The following is an 18,536-nucleotide window of genomic DNA, read 5'->3' as shown; positions in this document are numbered from 1 at the left end:
AGGAGCTATCCAACACAAGAAGGATGATGTGCATGCACATGCAAGTAACGCTGCGGGCCCTGTCGGCCATCGTGGCCATGACATTGGCGACCCATACCCTCGCCGCCCCTGTGAATCTTGACCTGCCCGCCCAACCACTGGCCGTTTCCCTGCGGCAACTGGGCGAGGTCGCGGGCGTGACGATTGCGGTCGACAGCCGCCTGGTTCAGGGCCGCCAGGCTCCGGCCGTCAGCGGCACGATGGACGCGCAAAGCGCACTCCTGCGACTGCTCGCGGGCAGCGGACTGACGTACCAGCAAAGCGGCAATACGCTGATCGTGCTTGAAACCGGCAGTGCTGCAATGGAGCTGGGCGCCACCAACATCAACGGCTTCGCCCTCGGGGCCACCACCGAAAACACCGGCTCCTACACCACCGGGTCGACGGCCACCGCCACCAAACTGCCGCTGTCGATTCGCGAGACACCACAGTCGGTGAGCGTCATGACCCACCAGCGCATGGAAGACCAGAACCTCACCCAGTTGCTGGACGTGGTCAAGCAGGCGCCGGGCCTGAGTGTCAATCAGGGGGGCAACGCCGGCTCGGACTCCAGCCTGATCTACTCGCGCGGTTTCGTGGTGGAGAACTATCAGGTCGATGGCTTGCAGCGTCTGGACAGCGGTTACAACTCCGTCGCGCAGAGCAGCGACATGGCGTTGTACGACCGTGTCGAGATCATCCGTGGTGCCACCGGTCTGACCAATGGCACAGGCACACCGGGCGCCACGGTCAACCTGATCCGCAAGCGCCCCACCGCCGACTTCCAGAGCAGCGTATCGGTGGCCGCGGGCTCCTGGAACTACCGACGCGATGAAGTCGACGTCAGCGGCCCCTTGAACGACAGCGGCACCCTGCGCGGCCGAGTGGTCGGCGCCTATCAGGACAACGAGTCGTACATCGACCGCTTCAACGAGCGCAAGAAGGTGTTCTACGCGATCATCGAAGCCGACCTCACGCCCGACACGCTGCTGAGCTTCGGCATGGACTCGCAGACCCACGACGCCGACGACCACGCCCGTGGCGGTCGCCCGCTGTTCAACAGCGACGGCTCGCGTGCCAAATGGTCCCGATCGGATTCGGCGGCGGCCAGCTGGGCCTACTCCAACCGCCATTTCACCAGCGGCTTCGCCACGCTCGAGCACAATCTCACGGAACGCTGGAAAGCCAAGTTGACACTCAACCGCGACCGCTACGAATACGATGAGGTGCTCGGCTACGCCGCCGGTGGCAACCCCGACCCGGCCACCGGTGCCGGGGTCAACCTGTGGGCCGGACGCTGGGCTGCCAAACCGGTGCAAACCAGTGCCGACTTCAACCTCTCCGGCAGCTTCGACCTGTGGGGCCTGGAACATGACGCCGTGCTGGGCTATACCCGCCAGCACACCCAATATCGCTCCAGCAATTTTCCCCTGTGGCGCTTCGACGGCTGGAGCGGTGCCATCTCCAACATCTATGAGTGGAACGGCGACTTCCCGGGCATACCTCCCATGCCGGCCACCGGGCGCGCGGACCACAAGGAAGATCAGGCAGCGACCTACGGCAGCACGCGCCTGCGCCTGAGCAACGACATGTCGCTGATCCTCGGCGCCCGGGTCAACGACTGGAAAAACACCGTCAAGACCGAATACTACGACGGCTCGCCAGACACCGACGAACGCCGCAGCGAGACCGGAGTGGTCACGCCATTTGCCGGCGTGGTCTATGACCTCGATCAGAACTGGTCGGTGTACGCCAGCTACACGAGCATCTTCAAACCCCAGAGCAACAAGGACATCAACGGCCAATACATCGACCCACTGGAAGGCGAAGGCTACGAGCTGGGCAGCAAGGCGTCGTTCTTCGACGACCGCCTGAACTTCGGTCTGGCGGTGTACGAAGTCAAGCAGGACAACCTGGCCGTGCTGATCGAGTCCAACGTCCCGGTCACCGGCGGCGGCTTCGCCTATCGCGCCGAATCCGGCACCAAGACCCGTGGGTTCGAAGTGGAACTGAGCGGCGAACTGGCCACCGACTGGCAGGCCAGCGCCAGCTTCAGCCGCAACATCGTGCAGGACGCCGAGGGCAAGAAGCTCAACACCAACGTGCCGCAGAACACCTTCAAGCTGTTCACCACCTACACCCTGCGCGATATCGGCAACGGGTTGACCGTCGGCGCCGGCGCCAACTGGCAGAGCAGGATCTACAGCAACAACCAGGGTTTGAATCGCGTGCGCTTCACCCAGGACGACTACGCCGTGGTCGACCTGATGGCACGGTATCCAATCACCCGCCAGTTGAGCGCCACCGTCAATCTGAACAACGTTTTCGACAAATCGTATTACACCAGCACCGCCGGCAGCAGCTACTACGGGACGCCGCGCAACGCATCGCTGGGGCTGAAATACAGCTTCTGAAGCACCGCGCAATGGGAGAACCCCTCACAGGGTTCTTCCATCACGGACACAGCAGGCTATTGGTTCTTGCCCGGCACCCGTTCGGATGTCGGGCGCAACACCGACTGCATCGCCGGTGTCACCTCAACCGCCCCGCCGAGATTGACCTCCGTGACCTGCGCCTGCTTTTTCCGGCTGCGCGAATCATAGGCCTGACGACGTTCGATCCAGCGCCGCAAAGCCAGCAACAGTGCGCTGACAAACCCGTACATCACAGTGACGATGAAAGCCGATTGCAGCAGCGACTGCGGTGCGAAGCTGGATATCTGCTGTGAACGGCGCAGTAATTCCTCGTAGGGAATGATGTACCCCAACGACGTGTCCTGGACGATCGCCAGGACGGCACTGACCAGGGCTGGCAACATCAGCTTCAATGCCTGGGGCAATACCACCCACACCATCGCCTGATGATCGCGCATGCCGATGGACAGCGCGGCCTCCTTCTGCCCCCGTCCCAACGAAAGAATGCCTGCGCGCACAATTTCCGCCGTCATCGCGCTGTGATGCAGCACCATGCCGAAAATCAGGTAGCCCAGGGCCGACCAGTGCAACCCGATCGAAGGCAGCAGGATGACGGTGAACAGGATCAGCAACAGCAGCGGGACCGCACGGAAACAACCGATGTAGCCCGCCGCCAGCGTGCGCACCCAGAGCCGGTTCGACAACCGCGCCAGCGCCAGGGGCACGGCAAGGCTGAAGGCCAGGACCGTGCTGATCACCGCCGCCAGCAAGGTCGCCATCAGGCCGTCAAACAGGAACTTCAAGGTGCCGGGATGCAGGAAGATTTTCCAGCGATGGGCATCGAACTGACCACTCGCTTCCAGGCGATGCCCGACCGCATACGCAAAGCCGAACAGCAGGACCACGCCCACCACCGAGATGATCCTGTTACGCCGCCTGGCCAGCGGACCCGGCGGCTCGTAAAGCAGGTTATCCGCGCTCATCGCAGCACCGCCATTTTTTGCTCAAGGAAGCGGAAAAACAGACCCGCAGGCAGGGTCAGCAGGAAATAGGCCGCCATTGCACCGAGGAATGTCGGCACCGCCAGGGCGGTGTCGAAGTTGATTTTTTGCGCGGTGTAGGTGATATCCGCCACCCCGATCGCGGCGCCGATGGCCGACGCTTTGATCTGGATGATGAACAGGTTGCCCAGGGGCGCGATCACCGACTGCACGGCTTGCGGCAAGACCACTTCGCCCAGTATCTGGTCGAAACGCATGCCGATGCTGCGTGCGGCTTCGATCTGGCCGATGGGCACGGTGTTGATGCCTGCCCGTACCACCTCGCAGATCCAGGCCGCGCTGTACAACCCCAGTACCAGGACCGTGGAGGTGAACAGCGAATACATGAAGCCGAGCTTCGGCAGGCCGAAAGTGAACAGCAGCAACAACGCCAGCAGCGGCATCATCCGCATGAGTTCTACGTAACTGCTGGCAAACCAGCGAAAGGGTGGCCATGGGCTCACCCTCATGATTGCCAGGAGCAGCCCGAGAACGATCGCAATGGCGAAGGACAGCAGGGTCAACTGAACGCTGACCGCAATGCCCCCCAGGAAGCGTTCGATATAAGACATCAGGTTCGCCTCAGCCGATCTTTTACTGTTCGATCACTGGCACCTGTGGCGCGCCCAGCCCCTCTTGCAGGTCCTTGCCGTACATTTCCTTCCACTGGCCATTCTCGATGGAGGCGCTCAACTGGCTGTTGAGCCAGTCACGCCACACCGTATCCTCCTTGATCACCGCAATTCCGTACGGCTCCTCGGTGAACGGTGCCCCGACCACGCGCATTTTTCCGGGTTGACGCATGGACTCACCGACCAGCGTCGCACCGTCGTCGACGTACGCGTCGAAACGCTTGTCGATCAGCCCCTCGACGCAAGCCGAGGCATCGCTGAACGTCACGATCCTGGCCGTCGGCGCCAACGGCTTGAGGTTGCGTTCCACGGTGGTGCCGCTCAGGACGCAGACCGTCTTGCCATCCAGGTCGGCGGTCTTCCTGATCGAATCGTCGTCCGCACGAACCAGCGAATCCTGGCCGGCGAGGTAGTACGGGCCGGCAAAGCCGACGACCTTTTTGCGCTCATCGGTCACGGTCATGGTGGCGATGACCATGTCGACGCGCTTGTTCTCCACCAGCGGAATGCGGTTTTCCGGCGTGGTGCTGACCCATTCGATGTTGTCTTCGGACCCGGTGAGCTTCTTCGCCAGCATTCGCGCCAGGTCAGCCTCGAAACCTTCGACATCCCCGGTCATGGGGTTGCGCGACGAAAACATCAGGGTATTGAGCGAACTGCCGACCACCAGCTTGCCGCGCTTCTGAATCTTGGCCATGGTTGAATCGGCCGGGAACTGCTCAACGGTGGCGGCCGAGGCGAACGAGGCAAAAAGGCAGGAAGCCAGGAGGGAGACGCCGAGGGAAACGATTCGATTTGAGCGCATGATGGTTATCTCTTGTTCTTGTGATGTTATTGAGTGAATCAGTGTGCAAGGACCTTGGACAGAAACTCGCGGGCGCGCTCCGAGCGAGGGGCGCTGAAAAATGTCTCGGGCGGTGCGCTTTCGACGATCCGCCCGGCATCCATGAAAATGATGCGATCGGCAGCAGAGCGCGCGAAGCCCATCTCATGGGTGACGACCACCATGGTCATCCCGGTGCGGGCCAGGTCGACCATGACCTTGAGCACCTCGTTGACCATCTCCGGGTCAAGGGCCGAGGTGGGTTCGTCGAACAGCATCACGCTGGGCTTCATCGCCAATGAGCGGGCCAGCGCCACACGCTGCTGCTGGCCACCGGACAACTCCGCAGGATACGACTTGCCCTTGTGCCCCAAACCGACCTGATCGAGCAGCTGCAACGCCCATGCGTCGGCCTCCGCGCCGCGCATGCCGAGGACTTTGCGCGGGCCCATCGCGACGTTCTGCAACGCGGTGCGGTGGGAAAACAGGTTGAAACTCTGGAAGACCATTCCAACCTTCGCACGCATCTTCGCCAGTGCGCCTCCCTCTTCCGGCAGGCGTTCGCCGTGCAGGAAGATATCGCCATCGGTGATGGTTTCCAGGCGATTGATGCACCGGCACAGGGTGGATTTTCCAGAGCCGGACGGACCGATGATCACCACCACTTCACCCGGCTGGACCTCCAGGTCAACATCAAACAACACTTGCTGACTGCCGAAGAACTTGTTGACGGCGCGCAGTGAAATGGCAGGGGTTTGTTGATTTAACGGTTGAGCCGATTGCATGGTTTCTGTCTGCCCTAAAGATCTGACCCGTGCCCGACAGGCACTCCGAACTAGACGAACTTCAATTGCACCGTGGCTTTCAATTGGCCGGCACGGGAACCGTTGTAACTCTTCAATACCGGGTCGGCCCAGGGTGCCAGCATCGGATAGTCGCCGTCCTGCTCCAGCACCCCCAGTTGCTTGAGCACGGCAATGGTCACCGCGAACACGCTGGGGAAATCGCCGTCGCTGACCTTGACCGCCACACCCAGGCCACGGCTGCGGATGCCGACCGTCTGCACGCCATCGGCACCGGTTTTCGCAACCCAGTCGCCATTCGAAGACAGCGTAATGCCCAGGTCGGCGCGACCGGTCCCCGAGACCATATGCGGATGACTGCGCATGGCATCGAACAGCCGCTTCAAGACCGGATCGAGGCTGGCGTCGCCCCCACCGTCAGCACTGGCCAGGCGCGCCCACAGCAGGGCAAGGCGCGAGAGCGGCATGCCCAGGTTCGGCGCATTGCAGCCGTCGATTCCGGTCCACAGCTGCTTCTCACCGACACCCGAAAGCGCCGCGACCACCCGCTGGATGTCGCGCTGCAAGGCGTGGTCGGGAGACAGGTAAGTGTCGCTGGGCAAACCATGCAGGCGGCAATAGGCGAGGAAACCGCTGTGCTTGCCGGAACAGTTGTGGTGGCGTTGATCGTAGTGAAAACCCTGGGGCGGCAGATTGTCCACGGTGTAGAAATCCGGTAGATGGCACCCACACCCCAGGTCGGTGCATTCGCGCTGGATTTTCGCCAGCATGCCACTCACCGCATTGACGTGCGAGCTCTCGCCCGAGTGACTGGCGCACATCACGGCCACTTGCTCGTCGCAGAAGCCGAAGTGCTCGACACCACCATCGCGGACGAACGGAATGGCCTGGAACGGCTTGAGCGTCGAGCGGGAAAACATCATGGAACCGGGGTCGCCGGCATAGGCCAGCAACACGCCTTCGTTGTCTACGACCGCCACCGATCCCCAGTGGATGCGCTCCACGTGTTCGTTTCGGGTGGCAATGGCCAATGGAACGTGTGCAGGAAAATCCATGATGATCTCGATACTCCAAAGCTCGCCCCGGAATGTTCTTTCCTTCGGGCGATGACGTGGTCGGTTGGATGAACGACGTGCGCACTTCGATCGAAAATGAGTCTATATTCAGGCAAATACTGATGGAATATCGTGAAACAGAATTCGGTTTTGCACTCAGCGCAAAGGCAACCACTTCCAACATGACGTCTGAAACCGCACGTATCGATCACCTGGGGGTCATGAGAGCACTGGTCAAGGTGGTCGAGTTGGGCACCTTTTCCGCGGCTGCCCGGGAGATGCATGTCTCCCCTTCAACCTTGACCCGCATGATCACGACGCTGGAAAAATCCCTCGGCACAACCTTGCTGCATCGCACCACGCACATCGTCGCGCTCACTGAAGCAGGCCAGATCTATCACGCGAGGGCGTTGTCGATGATCGCGGACCTGGACGACACCCTGCGTGTCGTCAGCGATCTCAACCTTGCACCCAGCGGCCCGTTGAAACTCGTGTCGCCGGTGGCCTTCGGCAGGCGTTTTCTCGCTCCGCTGATCGCGCCTTTCCTGCAGATGTACCCGGGCATCCAGATGGACCTGCGGTTGACCGATAACCACAACGACATGATCGTGGGCGGCTTCGACCTCGATATTCATGAAGGCGAAAACCATTTGGAAAACCTCGTCGCCTACCCGATCTGTCGCAACGACTCATTGCTGTGTGCCAGCCCCGGCTACCTGGCGCGCAACGGGCATCCGGCCACCCCTGCCGAACTCAGTGCACACAATTGTCTGATCTACCTGCACCCCGACAGCGACCCCCACTGGTATTTCACAAGGGATGAGGTGAAGCACTCGATCTTCCCCAAGGGCAACTTGCAGTCGGATAATTCGGAGCTGCTGCTCGAAGCGGTCTGCGGCGGCCTGGGCATCGCGGAGTTTGAAATCTGGCTGGTGCGAGACCTGCTGTTGAGTGGGCAATTGCACATCGTGCTGCCTGAATACCGATTCGTTAATTCGCTGACCGGGAATCAGATCTACATGGCGTACCTGCCCAATCGACGGTACTCGACAAAGGTCAGGGTGCTACGCGATTTCCTTGAAGACCGACTCAAAGGCATCGGTGAACTACCGCCCGAGCTCTTCAAGTCTCGCTCATGAAAAATTCAACCCTGCCCCTTGCTCTTCTTTTTACTGAAGGCTTTCAGGCGAGCCGTGGCCTTTTGCACCGCGGCCATCTTTTCCGGACGCTTCATGCCTCGCCATTTGCGGATCTCCTCCCGGGAGCGCCCGCAGCTCACGCACATCTCGCTGTTCAATTGGCACAGCGAGACACAGGGGTTTTCAATGTCCTTGGCCATGCCGTCTCCCCGAACGTTGCCGTGAATCGAGCCGGGCAGCCCAGTCACCACCGTGCAGGGCGTCGCAGCGCTCTTGCGAGTCGAATTCGACATGGCGGCCGATATCCTTCACGGTGATGCCAACGTCCTCAAACGCTGCCAGGGTGAGCGCGTGCATCCTCGCGGCAGCCTGGCGGGCGATCGCCTCATTCATGCTGCGGTCACACTCGAACACCCAGGTGACGACGAGGCTTTCCGGAAAACGCTGGTAATCGACCCGATGGGTCAGCCACTCAAAACCAATGAGTTCACCCTTGGCCAACTCACAGGCGATGGTCAAAGCACGCGCCAACTCACGCTCCACGCCGGCATGTTTTCGTCTCGATGAAGCCATATGAATGTTTTTCGCCCTGTAAAGAGACAACCTGAAGCTCAAGCGGTCCGGTATTCAACAGTAAGGTTCATGCGCGCTGGCTCCACAGGTTGGCAACAGCAAAAGGCCGTGCCTTGATCAACGTCGAGGAATGATCACCCGGCCCGTTCCAACGCCGAAAACAGGCTGATGTACTCCAGTGACAATTTGTGGCGGGGCGCCAGGTGGATCATGGGCACCGACACTTCATGGGACTCACGCATCTTGATCGTGCTGCTCAGATAATCCGGCAACACCGGGACGCCTTCGGCCACCAGTTGGTCAATCAGCTTCTGGTGCACACTGGCCCGAGGCACAAACTGGTTGACCACCACCCCTTCCACGATCAACGACTCGTTATGGTCCGCCCGCAACTCGCCCACTTGCGCGATGACGTTATACAGCGCCTGGCGGGAAAACGTGTCGCAATCGAACGGGATCAACACGCGGTCGGCCGCGATCAGTGCGCTGATCGTGTAGAAGTTCAGCGACGGCGGCGTGTCGATGTAAATGCGCTCGTAGTCCTCGGACAACGCGACCAGCAGGCGGCGCAGCTTGTTGATCTTGAATCGGGACTCGAGCTTGGACTGCAGGTCGCACAGTTCCTGGCTCGCCGTGACCAGGTGCAGATTGTCATAGCGGGTTTCGGTGATCGCCACGAAGTTCTTTTTGCTGGCCGGACCGCTGGACAGGGTTTGCTTGAAGAAATCGGCGATGCCCATGGGAATATCGTCGCCGCTCAGCCCGGTCAGGTAGTGGGTCGAGTTGGCCTGCGGGTCGAGGTCCACCAGCAGCGTCCTGTAGCCTTCGGCAGCACTGACCGCCGCGAGATTACAGGCGATGCTGGATTTGCCCACGCCCCCTTTTTGATTGAACACCACTCGACGCATGAGAGAACTTCCCTGAAAGAAAACACCTACGATCATAGGAATGAAACATTTCAGTAATATTTCTGCGCGACATTTTTATTGCACTTATAAGACAGCCCTCCTCAGGACAAATCGCAGGATTAGCCACACAACTGGCATAATCACGCCCGGCTCATAACAGGCGCGTATGAATGACCCTCGAAAGTTACGACCAACTGGCAATTTTCTCGGCGGTCGCTCAAGAGCGCAGCTTCACCCGCGCTGCGGCCCGGCTCGGCATGTCGCAACCGGCCTTGAGTCGGGCCATGCGCCAGCTGGAGGAACGACTGGGGGTCAGGCTGCTCGCCCGCACCACCCGCAGTGTCGCCCCCACCGAAGCGGGCGAACACCTGCTGAAAGTCATTGCGCCGCGATTTGAAGAGATCGACACGGAGCTGGCATTGCTCAGCGAGTTTCGCGACAAGCCGGCCGGAAAGTTGCGGATCACCGCGGGTGAGCATTCGGCAATCAAGGTCCTGCATCCAGCGCTGGCGAAATTGCTCCCCGACCATCCCGACCTGAACATCGAAATCATCGTCGACTACGGCTTTACCGATATCGTGGCGCAGGGCTTCGACGCCGGCGTCCGCTTGGGTGAGCAAGTGGCCAAGGACATGATCGCCCTGCGCATTGGCCCTGACATGCGCATGGCGGTGGTGGGCTCACCGGCGTATTTCGCCCGATACCCGCAGCCGGTCATCCCCAGTGACCTGATGGCACACAACTGCATCACCCTGCGTTTGCCCACTTACGGCGGACTCTACCTGTGGGAGTTTGAAAAAAACGGCCAGGAGTTGAACGTGCGGGTCGAAGGCCAACTGGTGTTCAACAACATCGCCATGCGCCTGGAAGCGGCGCTCCAGGGATTGGGTCTGGCCTACATGCCCGAGGACCTGGTGCAGGAACTGGTCGCGCAGGGTCGGCTGATTCGTGTGCTTGAGGACTGGTGCGAACCGTTCTCTGGCTACCACCTCTACTACCCGAGTCGGCGCCAGAGTTCACCGGCCTTCACGCTGCTGCGCGAAACCCTGCGTTACTTGGGCTGATTGGCCTGCACCGTATCCAACGCTTCGCCGGCACGCTTGGCCGCCGCCTCATTGCCCTGATCAGCCAGAAGCTGACTCAACTGGCGCAACTGCGCAGCAGTCAAACCCACCCGCAGACTGGCCGCCATGTGCGAACGCAGCTGTGACTCCACCCCCGGAGTGACAGCCAATGCGGCGACTGTGGCCAGCTCACGGCTGTGCCAGTCCAGGTTATCGCGCTCGAAAATGTCACCGAACAGGTGCGCCTGCAGGTACTGGTTGATCACCGGCACAAAATCGAACAACGGCCCCTGGACCGGCGCCCCGGCGATGCGTGTCTGATTGGCCTTGCCCGCCGCCAACAAGGCGTCGCCGGTGGGGATGGCGCGACCGGGTTCACGTCCCGGATCATCCTGCACGCCGCGCTGCCGACGCGCCTCGACCACGTTCATCAGCTCGCCGAGGGCATTGAGGCTGCGTGGAAATCCGCTGTAGGCGTACAACTGCACCAGGACTTCCTTCGCCTCGCTGACACTCAGGCCCGCATCCAGTCCGTGGTTCAATGCACTATTCAGCGCCGGCATGTCACTCGTGGCCATGGCCGCAGCCATCAGCACAATGGCCTGCTGCCGGATGGACAGCACTGGCGACACCGGCGGCGCGGCGGGTGGCGTCCGCGTGCCGCGAGCGTTGTATTGCTCATCGCTGACCTTCTCCAGCCACTCCACATTTTTGCCCTCCACCGAACCCGTCACCGCCAGATGGGTCATGGCGCTCGCCGGGGCAGCGCCATGCCAATGCTTGACGCCCGGTGGACAGACGATCACGTCGCCAACGTGGATTTCCTGCACCGGTTTGCCCCACTCCTGGACCAGGCCTGTCCCGGAAGTCACCACCAGCCGCTGTCCAGCCGGATGGGTATGCCAGGCCGAACGCGCCCCCGGTTCGAAGCTGACATAGGCGGCCGAGGCATCGATTTGCGGCGTGGCGGGAAACAACGGATCGACACGTACCCGTCCGGTGAAATAATCCGCAGGGCCCGCCACCGAAGCCTGCGAACCCGCCCGGGCGATTTGCTGTTCAACCCGGCGCGGTTCATTGGCAGCGCCCGCACTGGCCGCTTCGGCAAAGGGCGCGGCGGCGCACACTGCGAGGCCGATCAAGGTGTTTTTCATGAGGAGGTGTCCTTCAAGTCAGCGTGTTCTGGCGTATTGGATGTCACAGAGACGAAAGTTACCTGCTCGATCATTGATGGATAAACGGCTGCAATCACATAGCACTGATACCAAATACACATTAATCTGCCCCTGCAAATGACCGTGCGCGGTGCCTTCAAGGAGGCATGTACCCAACGTCGGTTGCAGCCAGGCGATCTTCAAAACACGAAACCTCCACGGAAAATCGATGTCAGTTAGCCATGGAGCAGGCTTTGCGAAACAATGGAACATCCGGTCTGTGCTCGTCCCGAGGGCGGTCGGACGAAGACCTGTACCCTCAGCCGTCGCCATCACGAGATCAATTTTTAGAATCCATGCCCATCCAATCAAAGCCCAGCAGCGTTCCACCCGTGCTACAGGATCTGCGCGCCGGCACCGCCGAACTGCACATCGCCCTGGAAAAACGCCTGCCCTATTTCTCCGACACCCTGGATACCCCGGCCTTCAACCGCCTGATGCAAGCCTATTACGGCTTCTACCTGCCGCTGGAAACCGCCTTGCAGGACAGTGATTCGATGCCCGTCGACTTCAATCTGAAAACGCGATTGAAAGTCCCGGCGTTGCGCGGCGACCTGCAAGCGCTGGGGCTGTCGGCACAGGCACTGGAACGCTTGCCAACCTGCCGCCAGCTGCCCGTCACCGACTCCAGCGCCGCCTGTCTGGGCGTGTTGTATGTGCTGGAAGGCGCAACGCTGGGTGGCCAGATCCTGCGTCGGGAAATCGCGGCACGGTTGGGTCTGGGCGCGGAAAACGGCGCAGCATTCCTCGATGTTTATGGTGCCGCCACCGGACGCCGCTGGCGCGAGTTCATTGAGTACCTGGGCAACCGCCCCATGAGCGCAGACGAGCGAGTCGCCGTCGTCACGGCCGCGCACACCACATTCAGCTGTTTCGAGCGTTGGCTCGAAAGCCAGGAGGTTCTGGTATGACCCCTCAAGACCAAGACGCTTTTGAAGAGCTGTTGGCCAATTGTGCCGACGAGCCGATCCGTTTTCCCGGTGCGATTCAACCCCATGGCCTGCTGCTGACCCTGACCGAGCCCGGCCTCGAGATCATCCAGGTCAGCGCCAACGTCGAGACCTTGCTCGCGCGCGCGCCACACACGCTGATCGGCCAACCACTGCGCGGCCTCATTGGCGATGCGCACACTCAGGCCGTGCAGCAAGCGTTGCAGCAACCCACATTGTTCGACGCGCCGCCCCTGCGCGTCGAAGTCAACGGCACCGTGTTCGAAGGTTTGCTGCACCGCCATCAGGGCGTCCTGATCCTGGAGCTGGAGATCCACGTCGAGAACTTCCAGCCGCGCAATGTCGCCGGCAACCAGACCCATCTGGGCCGGATGCTCCAGCGCCTGCAAGCAGCCACCACCCTGCAGGCGCTGTACGACATCAGCGTCAGGGAAATCCAGGCCATGACCGGTTACGACCGGGTGCTGATCTACCGTTTCGAGGAGGAAGGCCACGGCCAGGTCATCGCTGAAGCCTCCGACCCGTCGATGGAAGTGTTCAACGGCCTGTTCTTCCCGGCCTCGGACATTCCCGAACAGGCGCGTGAGCTGTACCGCACCAATTGGCTGCGGATCATCCCCAACGCCGACTATGCGCCGGTGCCTCTGATACCGAAGCTGCGCCCGGACACGCAGACCCCGCTGGACCTGAGCTTTGCGACCCTGCGCAGTGTCTCGCCGATCCACTGCCAGTACATGAAAAACATGGGCGTGCTGTCGTCGATGAGCATTTCGCTGCTCAAGGGCGACCGGCTATGGGGCCTGATCAGTTGCGGCAATCGTCAGCCGCTGCATGTACCGCACGAGTTGCGAACAGCGTGCCAGACGATCGGCCAGGTGCTGTCGCTGCAGATCAGCGCGATGGAAGCGCTGGAAGTCAGCCGCCAGCGTGAGGAAAAGGTCGAGGCACTGGCGTTGCTCAGCCAGGCGATGATCGACTCGCCGCAAAATGTCTTCGACGGCCTGGCCGGTCAGCCGCACGTGCTGATGGCGCTGACCGGTGCCGGCGGCATCGCGATCATCGAGGACAAACAGTTGCACCGCTATGGCAACTGCCCCGAACCGCACGAGGTCCGCGCGTTGCACAAATGGCTGCAGGACAGCGGCGAGCCGGTGTTCGCCAGCCATCACCTGAGCAGCGTCTACCCACCCGCCGCGCACTATCGGCAGGTGGCCAGCGGCGTGCTCGCCATGAGCCTGCCCAAGCCCGTGGACAATGGCGTGCTGTGGTTCCGTCCGGAAGTGAAAGAAAGCATCAACTGGAGCGGAGACCCGAGAAAGCCGCTGGACCTCGAAAACTCCGACGCGGGCCTGCGCCTGCGACCGCGCACTTCGTTCGAAATCTGGAAGGTTGAAATGGCCGGGATCTCCACCAAATGGAGCCACGGCGACCTGTTTGCGGCCAACGATCTGCGCCGCTCGGCACTGGAAAACGACCTGGCCCGCCAGGTGCATCGCGAGCAGGAAGCGGTGCGGGCCCGCGACGAGCTGGTGGCCGTGGTCTCCCACGACCTGCGCAACCCCATGACAGTGATCTCGATGCTCTGCGGCATGATGCAAAAGGCGTTCAGCTCCGATGGCCCGCACACCTCGCGACGCATCGCCACCGCCATCGACACCATGCAGCAAGCCGCCGGGCGCATGAACACGCTGCTTGAAGACTTGCTCGACACCTCGAAAATCGACGCCGGGCGCTACACCATCACGCCGCAGAAACTCGACGTGACGCAGATGTTCGAAGAAGCGCAATCGCTGCTCGCGCCATTGGCGATGGACAAGGACATCAGCATTTCCTTCGAAGCCGATCCCGACCTGAGTATCCATGCCGACCCCGAGCGTTTGTTCCAGGTGCTGTCGAACCTGGTCAGCAACGCGATCAAATTCACCCCGCGCCTGGGCACCGTCGGCGTGCAGGCGACATCCGTCGGGAACGAAATCGTGTTCACCGTGCGCGACAGCGGCGAAGGCATTCCCAAGGAAAACCTGCCCCATGTGTTTGAACGCTACTGGACGGTCAAGGATGGCAATCCGACCGGCACCGGGCTGGGCCTGTACATTACGCAAGGGATCGTCGAAGCCCATGGCGGTCGCATCGTTGCCGAAAGCGAGCCGGGCGGTGGCGCCCTGTTCAGGTTTACGGTGCCGGCGTCCATTGAGGGCGTTGAATGAGGCGCCGGAGTGCGACTACGCGCGCCCTCAATCCATCACGACCTGTACCGTGACCACCGCAGCCAGCCCCATCAGGCACAGGACACCCAGGGTGTAACTCACCGTTCGCCATGGCTGCAGGCTTGCCAGGTACGTCGCCGTGTGCACGTACCTCGCGGCGGTAAACCCACCGCACAGCCAAAGCGTCATGACGCCGGGCGCATCCAGCGCAATCGCCAGCCCACCCAGCGCGATGAACATCGGGATGTTCTCCAGGTCGTTCCTCCAGGCGCGCATGGCCCGGCTGACTTCCGGCCGCTCCGCCGCCTGGGCTGATCGATTGAAAACGGCGGCGTCTTCCGAATTGATGAACGCGGTGAAGCGAAGCCGGAAGTACCCCTGATAACAGGAAATTGCCAGCATCTTCAGGAACAGCGCCACGACACAGAGCGCATAGGTTGACAGCACGATGCTCATGCCCGGCTCCTGCTCGCCAGGCCCTTGACCGCGATGTACAACAACGGTCCGATGGAAACGAACACCGCCGTGACCAGCAGATAAGGCACCACGCCCCGCAACCGGCCGCCTCGCGCGCGGGTATCGTCGATCATCCAGATGCAAGCCAGCGCCGCCATCAGATAGAGATCGATGACGACCTGCGCGGTGTCGGGTCGAGACAACAGTTGAAGGCCGAACGCGACCAGCGACTGATCGGCGATCGCCATCGTCCAACCGGTATAAAGCGCAAAGATCGTCAACACGAACAATGCAAGGTAATGGGTTCTCATCCTCTTCTCCCGGGTGAATGGTCACCCGACAGTAGTGGTAGAGTCGCTCGTACCTCAATGACCTGACAGGTCATGGACGCACTCAACAGGGACAGTCAGAGTCGAAACATGAGCCAAAAACCTTTTCATTCAACCAACCCGGTCGCCGGCCCGTCCGCCGGGGAACACCTGCGTCGGCTGCGTCGCCAGGCGGGGCTCAGCCAACTGGAGCTTGCGTTGCTCGCGGGCGTATCCCAGCGTCACTTGAGTTGCGTGGAAACGGCTCGCGCCAGGGCCAGTCCGAGCACCCTGCACGCCCTGCTGTCCGCCCTGGACGTGCCCCTCGAGCATTGCAACGAAGTGTTCCTCGCCGCAGGCTACGCCCCCCGCTACGTCGCCTCGGCCAGCGATGCGCCGACGATGAAAATGGTGTCTGACGCAGTCGACCACATCCTGCAGGCCAACAACCCGGCCCCCGCCATCGTCATCAACGGCCATTGGGATGTCACCGCCGCCAACGCCAGCACAGGCCTGCTGTTCGCACTGGTCGGCATCGACGCCGACAGCCTGTCGGGCCTGAACCTTCTGGACACCCTGCTGCGCCCTGGCGGCCTGGGTGAGCACCTGGTCAACGCGCACGAGATACGCGCCATCGCCTGGCAGCGCGCAGCTCGCGAAGCAGTGGCCAATCCCGCATTGGCTCGCCTGCTGCGGGACATGCCCGGCTCGCCGCCTCCGCCGTTGAACACGGCGCCCGCGCCAGTGGTGCTGACACGCGTGCGATCCGGGCACGGCGAACTGAGGTTCCTGTCGACCTTTACCACCTTCGGCATGCCCCTCGACATCACCGTCGCGTCGCTGCGCATCGAGCACCTGATCCCCGCTGACAGCCAAACGTGGCAGATCATGTCAACGGCGTTCGAACAGTGGTCAGCAGGTCGACATTGAGCGGGAGGACTGGAGCGTGCAGAAGGCTGTCGCTCCGGACAACACCTCCAATCGACCGAACCCCTGCCCCGCAAAACCCTCAAAGCACTCATTAAGTGGCAGAATTGCCATCACTTGATCCTATCGGAGGCCACAATGCTTCGTGTGTTCGAACGAAGACTCGACCCTTTCCCGCCCGACGAAGCACCGCCGCCGCCGGTTGGCCTGGTACGGTTTCTGTGGGCCTGCACGCGGGGTGCTCGCGGCTACATCCTGGCGTTTGCGCTGCTCAGTGCCAGCGTGTCGATTTACGAAGCCTGGCTGTTTTCCTTTCTGGGGCAGGTCGTGGACCTGCTCTCGACCTGGCAGGCCGGCGGCGAAGCCCAGGCGCAGGAAAGCCGCGTGCTGTGGGGGATCGGCATTGTGCTGGTCATCAGCATCGGGCTGGTGGCGTTGCGGACCATGGTTCAGCACCAGGTACTGGCGATCAATCTGCCACTGCGGCTGCGCTGGGACTTCCATCGCCTGATGCTGCGGCAAAGCCTTTCATTCTTTTCCGATGAGTTCTCCGGCCGGGTCACGACCAAGGTGATGCAGACGGCACTCGCCGTGCGTGAGGTGCTGTTCACCGTCATCGAGATTCTGCCGGGGATCGGCGTGTACTTCATCGCGATCATCGCCCTGGCCGGCGGCTTCGCCCTGAAGCTGATGCTGCCGTTCATTGCCTGGATCGCGCTGTTCGGGCTGGCCATGCTGTACTTTGTGCCACGCCTGGGGCAAGTCGGCCAGGAACAGGCCCATGCGCGGTCATCGATGACCGGGCGCATCTCGGACGCCTACACCAACATCACCACCGTGAAGCTGTTCTCGCACTCCAAGCGCGAGGCGCATTTCGCCCGGGCGGCGATGGAGGATTTCAAGCTCACCGGCTTTCGACAGATGCGCCTGGTCAGCCAGTTCGAAATCGTCAACCAGGCATTGGTGGTGGCCCTGATCATGGGGGCCGGAGGCTACGCCCTGTGGCTGTGGCACCAGGGCGAAGTCGGCACGGGAGCCGTGGCGGCGATCACCGCCATGGCCTTGCGCATCAATGGCATGTCGCACTGGATCATGTGGCAGATGACTTCGCTGTTCGAGAACATCGGCACCGTGCAGGATGGCATGGCGACCTTGACCCGTGGCCCCAAGGTGCAGGATGCGCCGGACGCTGGCGTGCTGGTGCCCGCAGGCGGCGCGGTGACCTTCGACAATGTCGGGTTCAACTACAACGGTGAACGCCAGGTGCTCGATGGCCTGAGCCTGAGCATCCGCCCGGGGGAAAAAATCGGCCTGGTGGGTCGTTCCGGGGCCGGCAAATCCACGCTGATCAACCTGCTGCTGCGTTTCTACGACGTGGACAGCGGCGAGATTCGCATCGACGGTCAGAACATCGCACAGGTGACGCAAGACAGCCTGCGCAGCGCCATCGGCATGGTCACCCAGGACACCTCGTTGCTGCACCGCTCCATTCGCGACAACATCGCCTACGGCCGTCCCGAGGCCACCGACGCGCAGATCCGCAGGGCCGCCGCCAATGCCCAGGCCGATGGTTTCATCAGCCAGTTGAGCGACCGGCAAGGCCATAGCGGCTATGACACCCTGGTGGGTGAGCGTGGCATCAAGCTATCGGGCGGCCAGCGCCAACGCATTGCCATCGCCCGGGTGATGCTCAAGAACGCCCCGATCCTGTTGCTGGACGAGGCCACCAGCGCCCTGGACTCGGAAGTCGAAGTCGCCATCCAGGAAAGCCTCGACGAAATGATGCAGGGCAAGACCGTCATCGCCATCGCCCACCGGCTGTCGACGATCGCGGCCATGGACCGGCTGATTGTCATGGATGACGGACGCATCATCGAACAAGGTACGCATGCCGAACTGTTGGCGAAGAACGGCACCTACGCGCGGTTGTGGCACCACCAGAGCGGTGGGTTCCTGGGTGAGGACCAGGGCGTGGCCGAGGCGATGGAATAGGCAGGATTGCGCA

General features: G+C 61.7%; 18 protein-coding genes. 7 read left to right on the top strand and 11 right to left on the bottom strand.

Going from position 1 to position 18,536, the window contains the following annotated elements; translation table 11 throughout:
* Positions 1 to 32: 32 nt before the first annotated feature.
* Positions 33 to 2,432, top strand: coding sequence for a TonB-dependent siderophore receptor (locus ACM6IM_RS03510; RefSeq protein ID WP_414864175.1), 2,400 nt, complete (start codon positions 33 to 35; stop codon positions 2,430 to 2,432).
* 56 nt (positions 2,433 to 2,488) lie between these two features.
* Here ACM6IM_RS03510 and ACM6IM_RS03505 read toward each other — a convergent pair whose 3' ends face one another.
* Genes ACM6IM_RS03505 through ACM6IM_RS03485 form a run of 5 tightly spaced genes read right to left on the bottom strand, consistent with a single transcriptional unit; the run spans position 2,489 to position 6,785 of the window.
* Positions 2,489 to 3,415 (bottom strand): amino acid ABC transporter permease, encoded by a 927-nt coding sequence (locus tag ACM6IM_RS03505; protein WP_414864174.1) that lies wholly within the window; start codon positions 3,413 to 3,415, stop codon positions 2,489 to 2,491.
* Positions 3,412 to 4,044, bottom strand: coding sequence for an amino acid ABC transporter permease (locus ACM6IM_RS03500; protein ID WP_192303512.1), 633 nt, complete (start codon positions 4,042 to 4,044; stop codon positions 3,412 to 3,414). Before ACM6IM_RS03500 ends, ACM6IM_RS03505 begins: the two co-directional genes overlap by 4 nt.
* A gap of 22 nt (positions 4,045 to 4,066) precedes the next feature.
* Positions 4,067 to 4,909 carry a glutamate ABC transporter substrate-binding protein gene (locus tag ACM6IM_RS03495; protein WP_414864173.1) on the bottom strand — a complete coding sequence of 281 codons (843 nt, stop codon included), beginning with the start codon at positions 4,907 to 4,909 and terminating at the stop codon, positions 4,067 to 4,069.
* Between the two features lie 38 nt (positions 4,910 to 4,947).
* On the bottom strand, positions 4,948 to 5,712 hold the full coding sequence (locus ACM6IM_RS03490; RefSeq protein ID WP_192303516.1) for an amino acid ABC transporter ATP-binding protein: 765 nt from the start codon (positions 5,710 to 5,712) through the stop codon (positions 4,948 to 4,950).
* Between the two features lie 50 nt (positions 5,713 to 5,762).
* Positions 5,763 to 6,785 (bottom strand): asparaginase, encoded by a 1,023-nt coding sequence (locus tag ACM6IM_RS03485; protein WP_414864172.1) that lies wholly within the window; start codon positions 6,783 to 6,785, stop codon positions 5,763 to 5,765.
* A 68-nt stretch (positions 6,786 to 6,853) separates the two neighbouring features.
* Between ACM6IM_RS03485 and ACM6IM_RS03480 the strand changes: the two genes are divergently transcribed.
* A complete protein-coding gene (locus tag ACM6IM_RS03480) occupies positions 6,854 to 7,924 on the top strand; it encodes a LysR family transcriptional regulator (protein ID WP_242525430.1) in 1,071 nt (356 codons plus the stop codon).
* 5 nt (positions 7,925 to 7,929) lie between these two features.
* On the opposite strand, the gene ACM6IM_RS03475 is transcribed toward ACM6IM_RS03480, so the two are convergent.
* The 3 genes from ACM6IM_RS03475 to ACM6IM_RS03465 form a co-directional block, all read right to left on the bottom strand.
* Positions 7,930 to 8,124 (bottom strand): DUF1289 domain-containing protein, encoded by a 195-nt coding sequence (locus ACM6IM_RS03475; protein ID WP_192303520.1) that lies wholly within the window; start codon positions 8,122 to 8,124, stop codon positions 7,930 to 7,932.
* Entirely contained in the window at positions 8,108 to 8,455 is a 348-nt protein-coding gene (locus ACM6IM_RS03470; RefSeq protein WP_414864171.1) for a hypothetical protein, read from the bottom strand. Before ACM6IM_RS03470 ends, ACM6IM_RS03475 begins: the two co-directional genes overlap by 17 nt.
* Before the next feature lie 176 nt (positions 8,456 to 8,631).
* Entirely contained in the window at positions 8,632 to 9,405 is a 774-nt protein-coding gene (locus ACM6IM_RS03465) for a ParA family protein (protein WP_414864170.1), read from the bottom strand.
* A gap of 170 nt (positions 9,406 to 9,575) precedes the next feature.
* Between ACM6IM_RS03465 and ACM6IM_RS03460 the strand changes: the two genes are divergently transcribed.
* A complete protein-coding gene (locus ACM6IM_RS03460; protein ID WP_414864169.1) occupies positions 9,576 to 10,469 on the top strand; it encodes a LysR family transcriptional regulator in 894 nt (297 codons plus the stop codon).
* Here the strand turns inward: ACM6IM_RS03460 and ACM6IM_RS03455 are convergent.
* Positions 10,457 to 11,623, bottom strand: a complete 1,167-nt coding sequence (locus ACM6IM_RS03455; RefSeq protein WP_414864168.1) for a cupin domain-containing carboxymuconolactone decarboxylase family protein — start codon at positions 11,621 to 11,623, stop codon at positions 10,457 to 10,459. The two genes, ACM6IM_RS03460 and ACM6IM_RS03455, sit on opposite strands and share 13 nt — an antisense overlap.
* A gap of 356 nt (positions 11,624 to 11,979) precedes the next feature.
* Between ACM6IM_RS03455 and ACM6IM_RS03450 the strand changes: the two genes are divergently transcribed.
* Both ACM6IM_RS03450 and ACM6IM_RS03445 read left to right on the top strand, forming a co-directional pair.
* Positions 11,980 to 12,594: a biliverdin-producing heme oxygenase gene (locus tag ACM6IM_RS03450; RefSeq protein ID WP_414864167.1), complete on the top strand. Its 615-nt coding sequence runs from the start codon at positions 11,980 to 11,982 to the stop codon at positions 12,592 to 12,594.
* A complete protein-coding gene (locus ACM6IM_RS03445) occupies positions 12,591 to 14,840 on the top strand; it encodes an ATP-binding protein (protein ID WP_414864166.1) in 2,250 nt (749 codons plus the stop codon). Before ACM6IM_RS03450 ends, ACM6IM_RS03445 begins: the two co-directional genes overlap by 4 nt.
* A 27-nt stretch (positions 14,841 to 14,867) precedes the next feature.
* Here ACM6IM_RS03445 and ACM6IM_RS03440 read toward each other — a convergent pair whose 3' ends face one another.
* The gene (locus ACM6IM_RS03440; protein ID WP_414864165.1) at positions 14,868 to 15,296 is read right to left on the bottom strand and encodes an MAPEG family protein; all 429 of its coding nucleotides are present in this window, start codon (positions 15,294 to 15,296) and stop codon (positions 14,868 to 14,870) included.
* The gene (locus ACM6IM_RS03435) at positions 15,293 to 15,607 is read right to left on the bottom strand and encodes a DUF2834 domain-containing protein (protein WP_414864164.1); all 315 of its coding nucleotides are present in this window, start codon (positions 15,605 to 15,607) and stop codon (positions 15,293 to 15,295) included. Before ACM6IM_RS03435 ends, ACM6IM_RS03440 begins: the two co-directional genes overlap by 4 nt.
* A 108-nt stretch (positions 15,608 to 15,715) precedes the next feature.
* On the opposite strand from ACM6IM_RS03435, the gene ACM6IM_RS03430 reads away from it, so the two are divergent.
* Positions 15,716 to 16,534: a helix-turn-helix domain-containing protein gene (locus tag ACM6IM_RS03430; RefSeq protein WP_414864163.1), complete on the top strand. Its 819-nt coding sequence runs from the start codon at positions 15,716 to 15,718 to the stop codon at positions 16,532 to 16,534.
* A gap of 135 nt (positions 16,535 to 16,669) precedes the next feature.
* Positions 16,670 to 18,523 (top strand): ABC transporter ATP-binding protein, encoded by a 1,854-nt coding sequence (locus ACM6IM_RS03425; protein ID WP_414864162.1) that lies wholly within the window; start codon positions 16,670 to 16,672, stop codon positions 18,521 to 18,523.
* Positions 18,524 to 18,536 lie beyond the last annotated feature (13 nt).

This window comes from Pseudomonas sp. IT-P12, from assembly GCF_949767465.1.
Taxonomy (GTDB): domain Bacteria; phylum Pseudomonadota; class Gammaproteobacteria; order Pseudomonadales; family Pseudomonadaceae; genus Aquipseudomonas.
This window is presented reverse-complemented; position numbering and strand designations above follow the sequence as displayed.

Coding starts and splice junctions, on each gene's coding strand:
- ACM6IM_RS03445 (WP_414864166.1), top strand. CDS start 12,591: ATGACCCCTCAAGACCAAGACGCTTTTGAAGAGCTGTTGGCCAATTGT.
- ACM6IM_RS03500 (WP_192303512.1), bottom strand. CDS start 4,044: ATGTCTTATATCGAACGCTTCCTGGGGGGCATTGCGGTCAGCGTTCAG.
- ACM6IM_RS03465 (WP_414864170.1), bottom strand. CDS start 9,405: ATGCGTCGAGTGGTGTTCAATCAAAAAGGGGGCGTGGGCAAATCCAGC.
- ACM6IM_RS03455 (WP_414864168.1), bottom strand. CDS start 11,623: ATGAAAAACACCTTGATCGGCCTCGCAGTGTGCGCCGCCGCGCCCTTT.
- ACM6IM_RS03430 (WP_414864163.1), top strand. CDS start 15,716: ATGAGCCAAAAACCTTTTCATTCAACCAACCCGGTCGCCGGCCCGTCC.
- ACM6IM_RS03425 (WP_414864162.1), top strand. CDS start 16,670: ATGCTTCGTGTGTTCGAACGAAGACTCGACCCTTTCCCGCCCGACGAA.
- ACM6IM_RS03440 (WP_414864165.1), bottom strand. CDS start 15,296: ATGAGCATCGTGCTGTCAACCTATGCGCTCTGTGTCGTGGCGCTGTTC.
- ACM6IM_RS03505 (WP_414864174.1), bottom strand. CDS start 3,415: ATGAGCGCGGATAACCTGCTTTACGAGCCGCCGGGTCCGCTGGCCAGG.
- ACM6IM_RS03480 (WP_242525430.1), top strand. CDS start 6,854: ATGAACGACGTGCGCACTTCGATCGAAAATGAGTCTATATTCAGGCAA.
- ACM6IM_RS03435 (WP_414864164.1), bottom strand. CDS start 15,607: ATGAGAACCCATTACCTTGCATTGTTCGTGTTGACGATCTTTGCGCTT.
- ACM6IM_RS03495 (WP_414864173.1), bottom strand. CDS start 4,909: ATGCGCTCAAATCGAATCGTTTCCCTCGGCGTCTCCCTCCTGGCTTCC.
- ACM6IM_RS03485 (WP_414864172.1), bottom strand. CDS start 6,785: ATGGATTTTCCTGCACACGTTCCATTGGCCATTGCCACCCGAAACGAA.
- ACM6IM_RS03510 (WP_414864175.1), top strand. CDS start 33: ATGCACATGCAAGTAACGCTGCGGGCCCTGTCGGCCATCGTGGCCATG.
- ACM6IM_RS03450 (WP_414864167.1), top strand. CDS start 11,980: ATGCCCATCCAATCAAAGCCCAGCAGCGTTCCACCCGTGCTACAGGAT.
- ACM6IM_RS03490 (WP_192303516.1), bottom strand. CDS start 5,712: ATGCAATCGGCTCAACCGTTAAATCAACAAACCCCTGCCATTTCACTG.
- ACM6IM_RS03460 (WP_414864169.1), top strand. CDS start 9,576: ATGACCCTCGAAAGTTACGACCAACTGGCAATTTTCTCGGCGGTCGCT.
- ACM6IM_RS03475 (WP_192303520.1), bottom strand. CDS start 8,124: ATGGCCAAGGACATTGAAAACCCCTGTGTCTCGCTGTGCCAATTGAAC.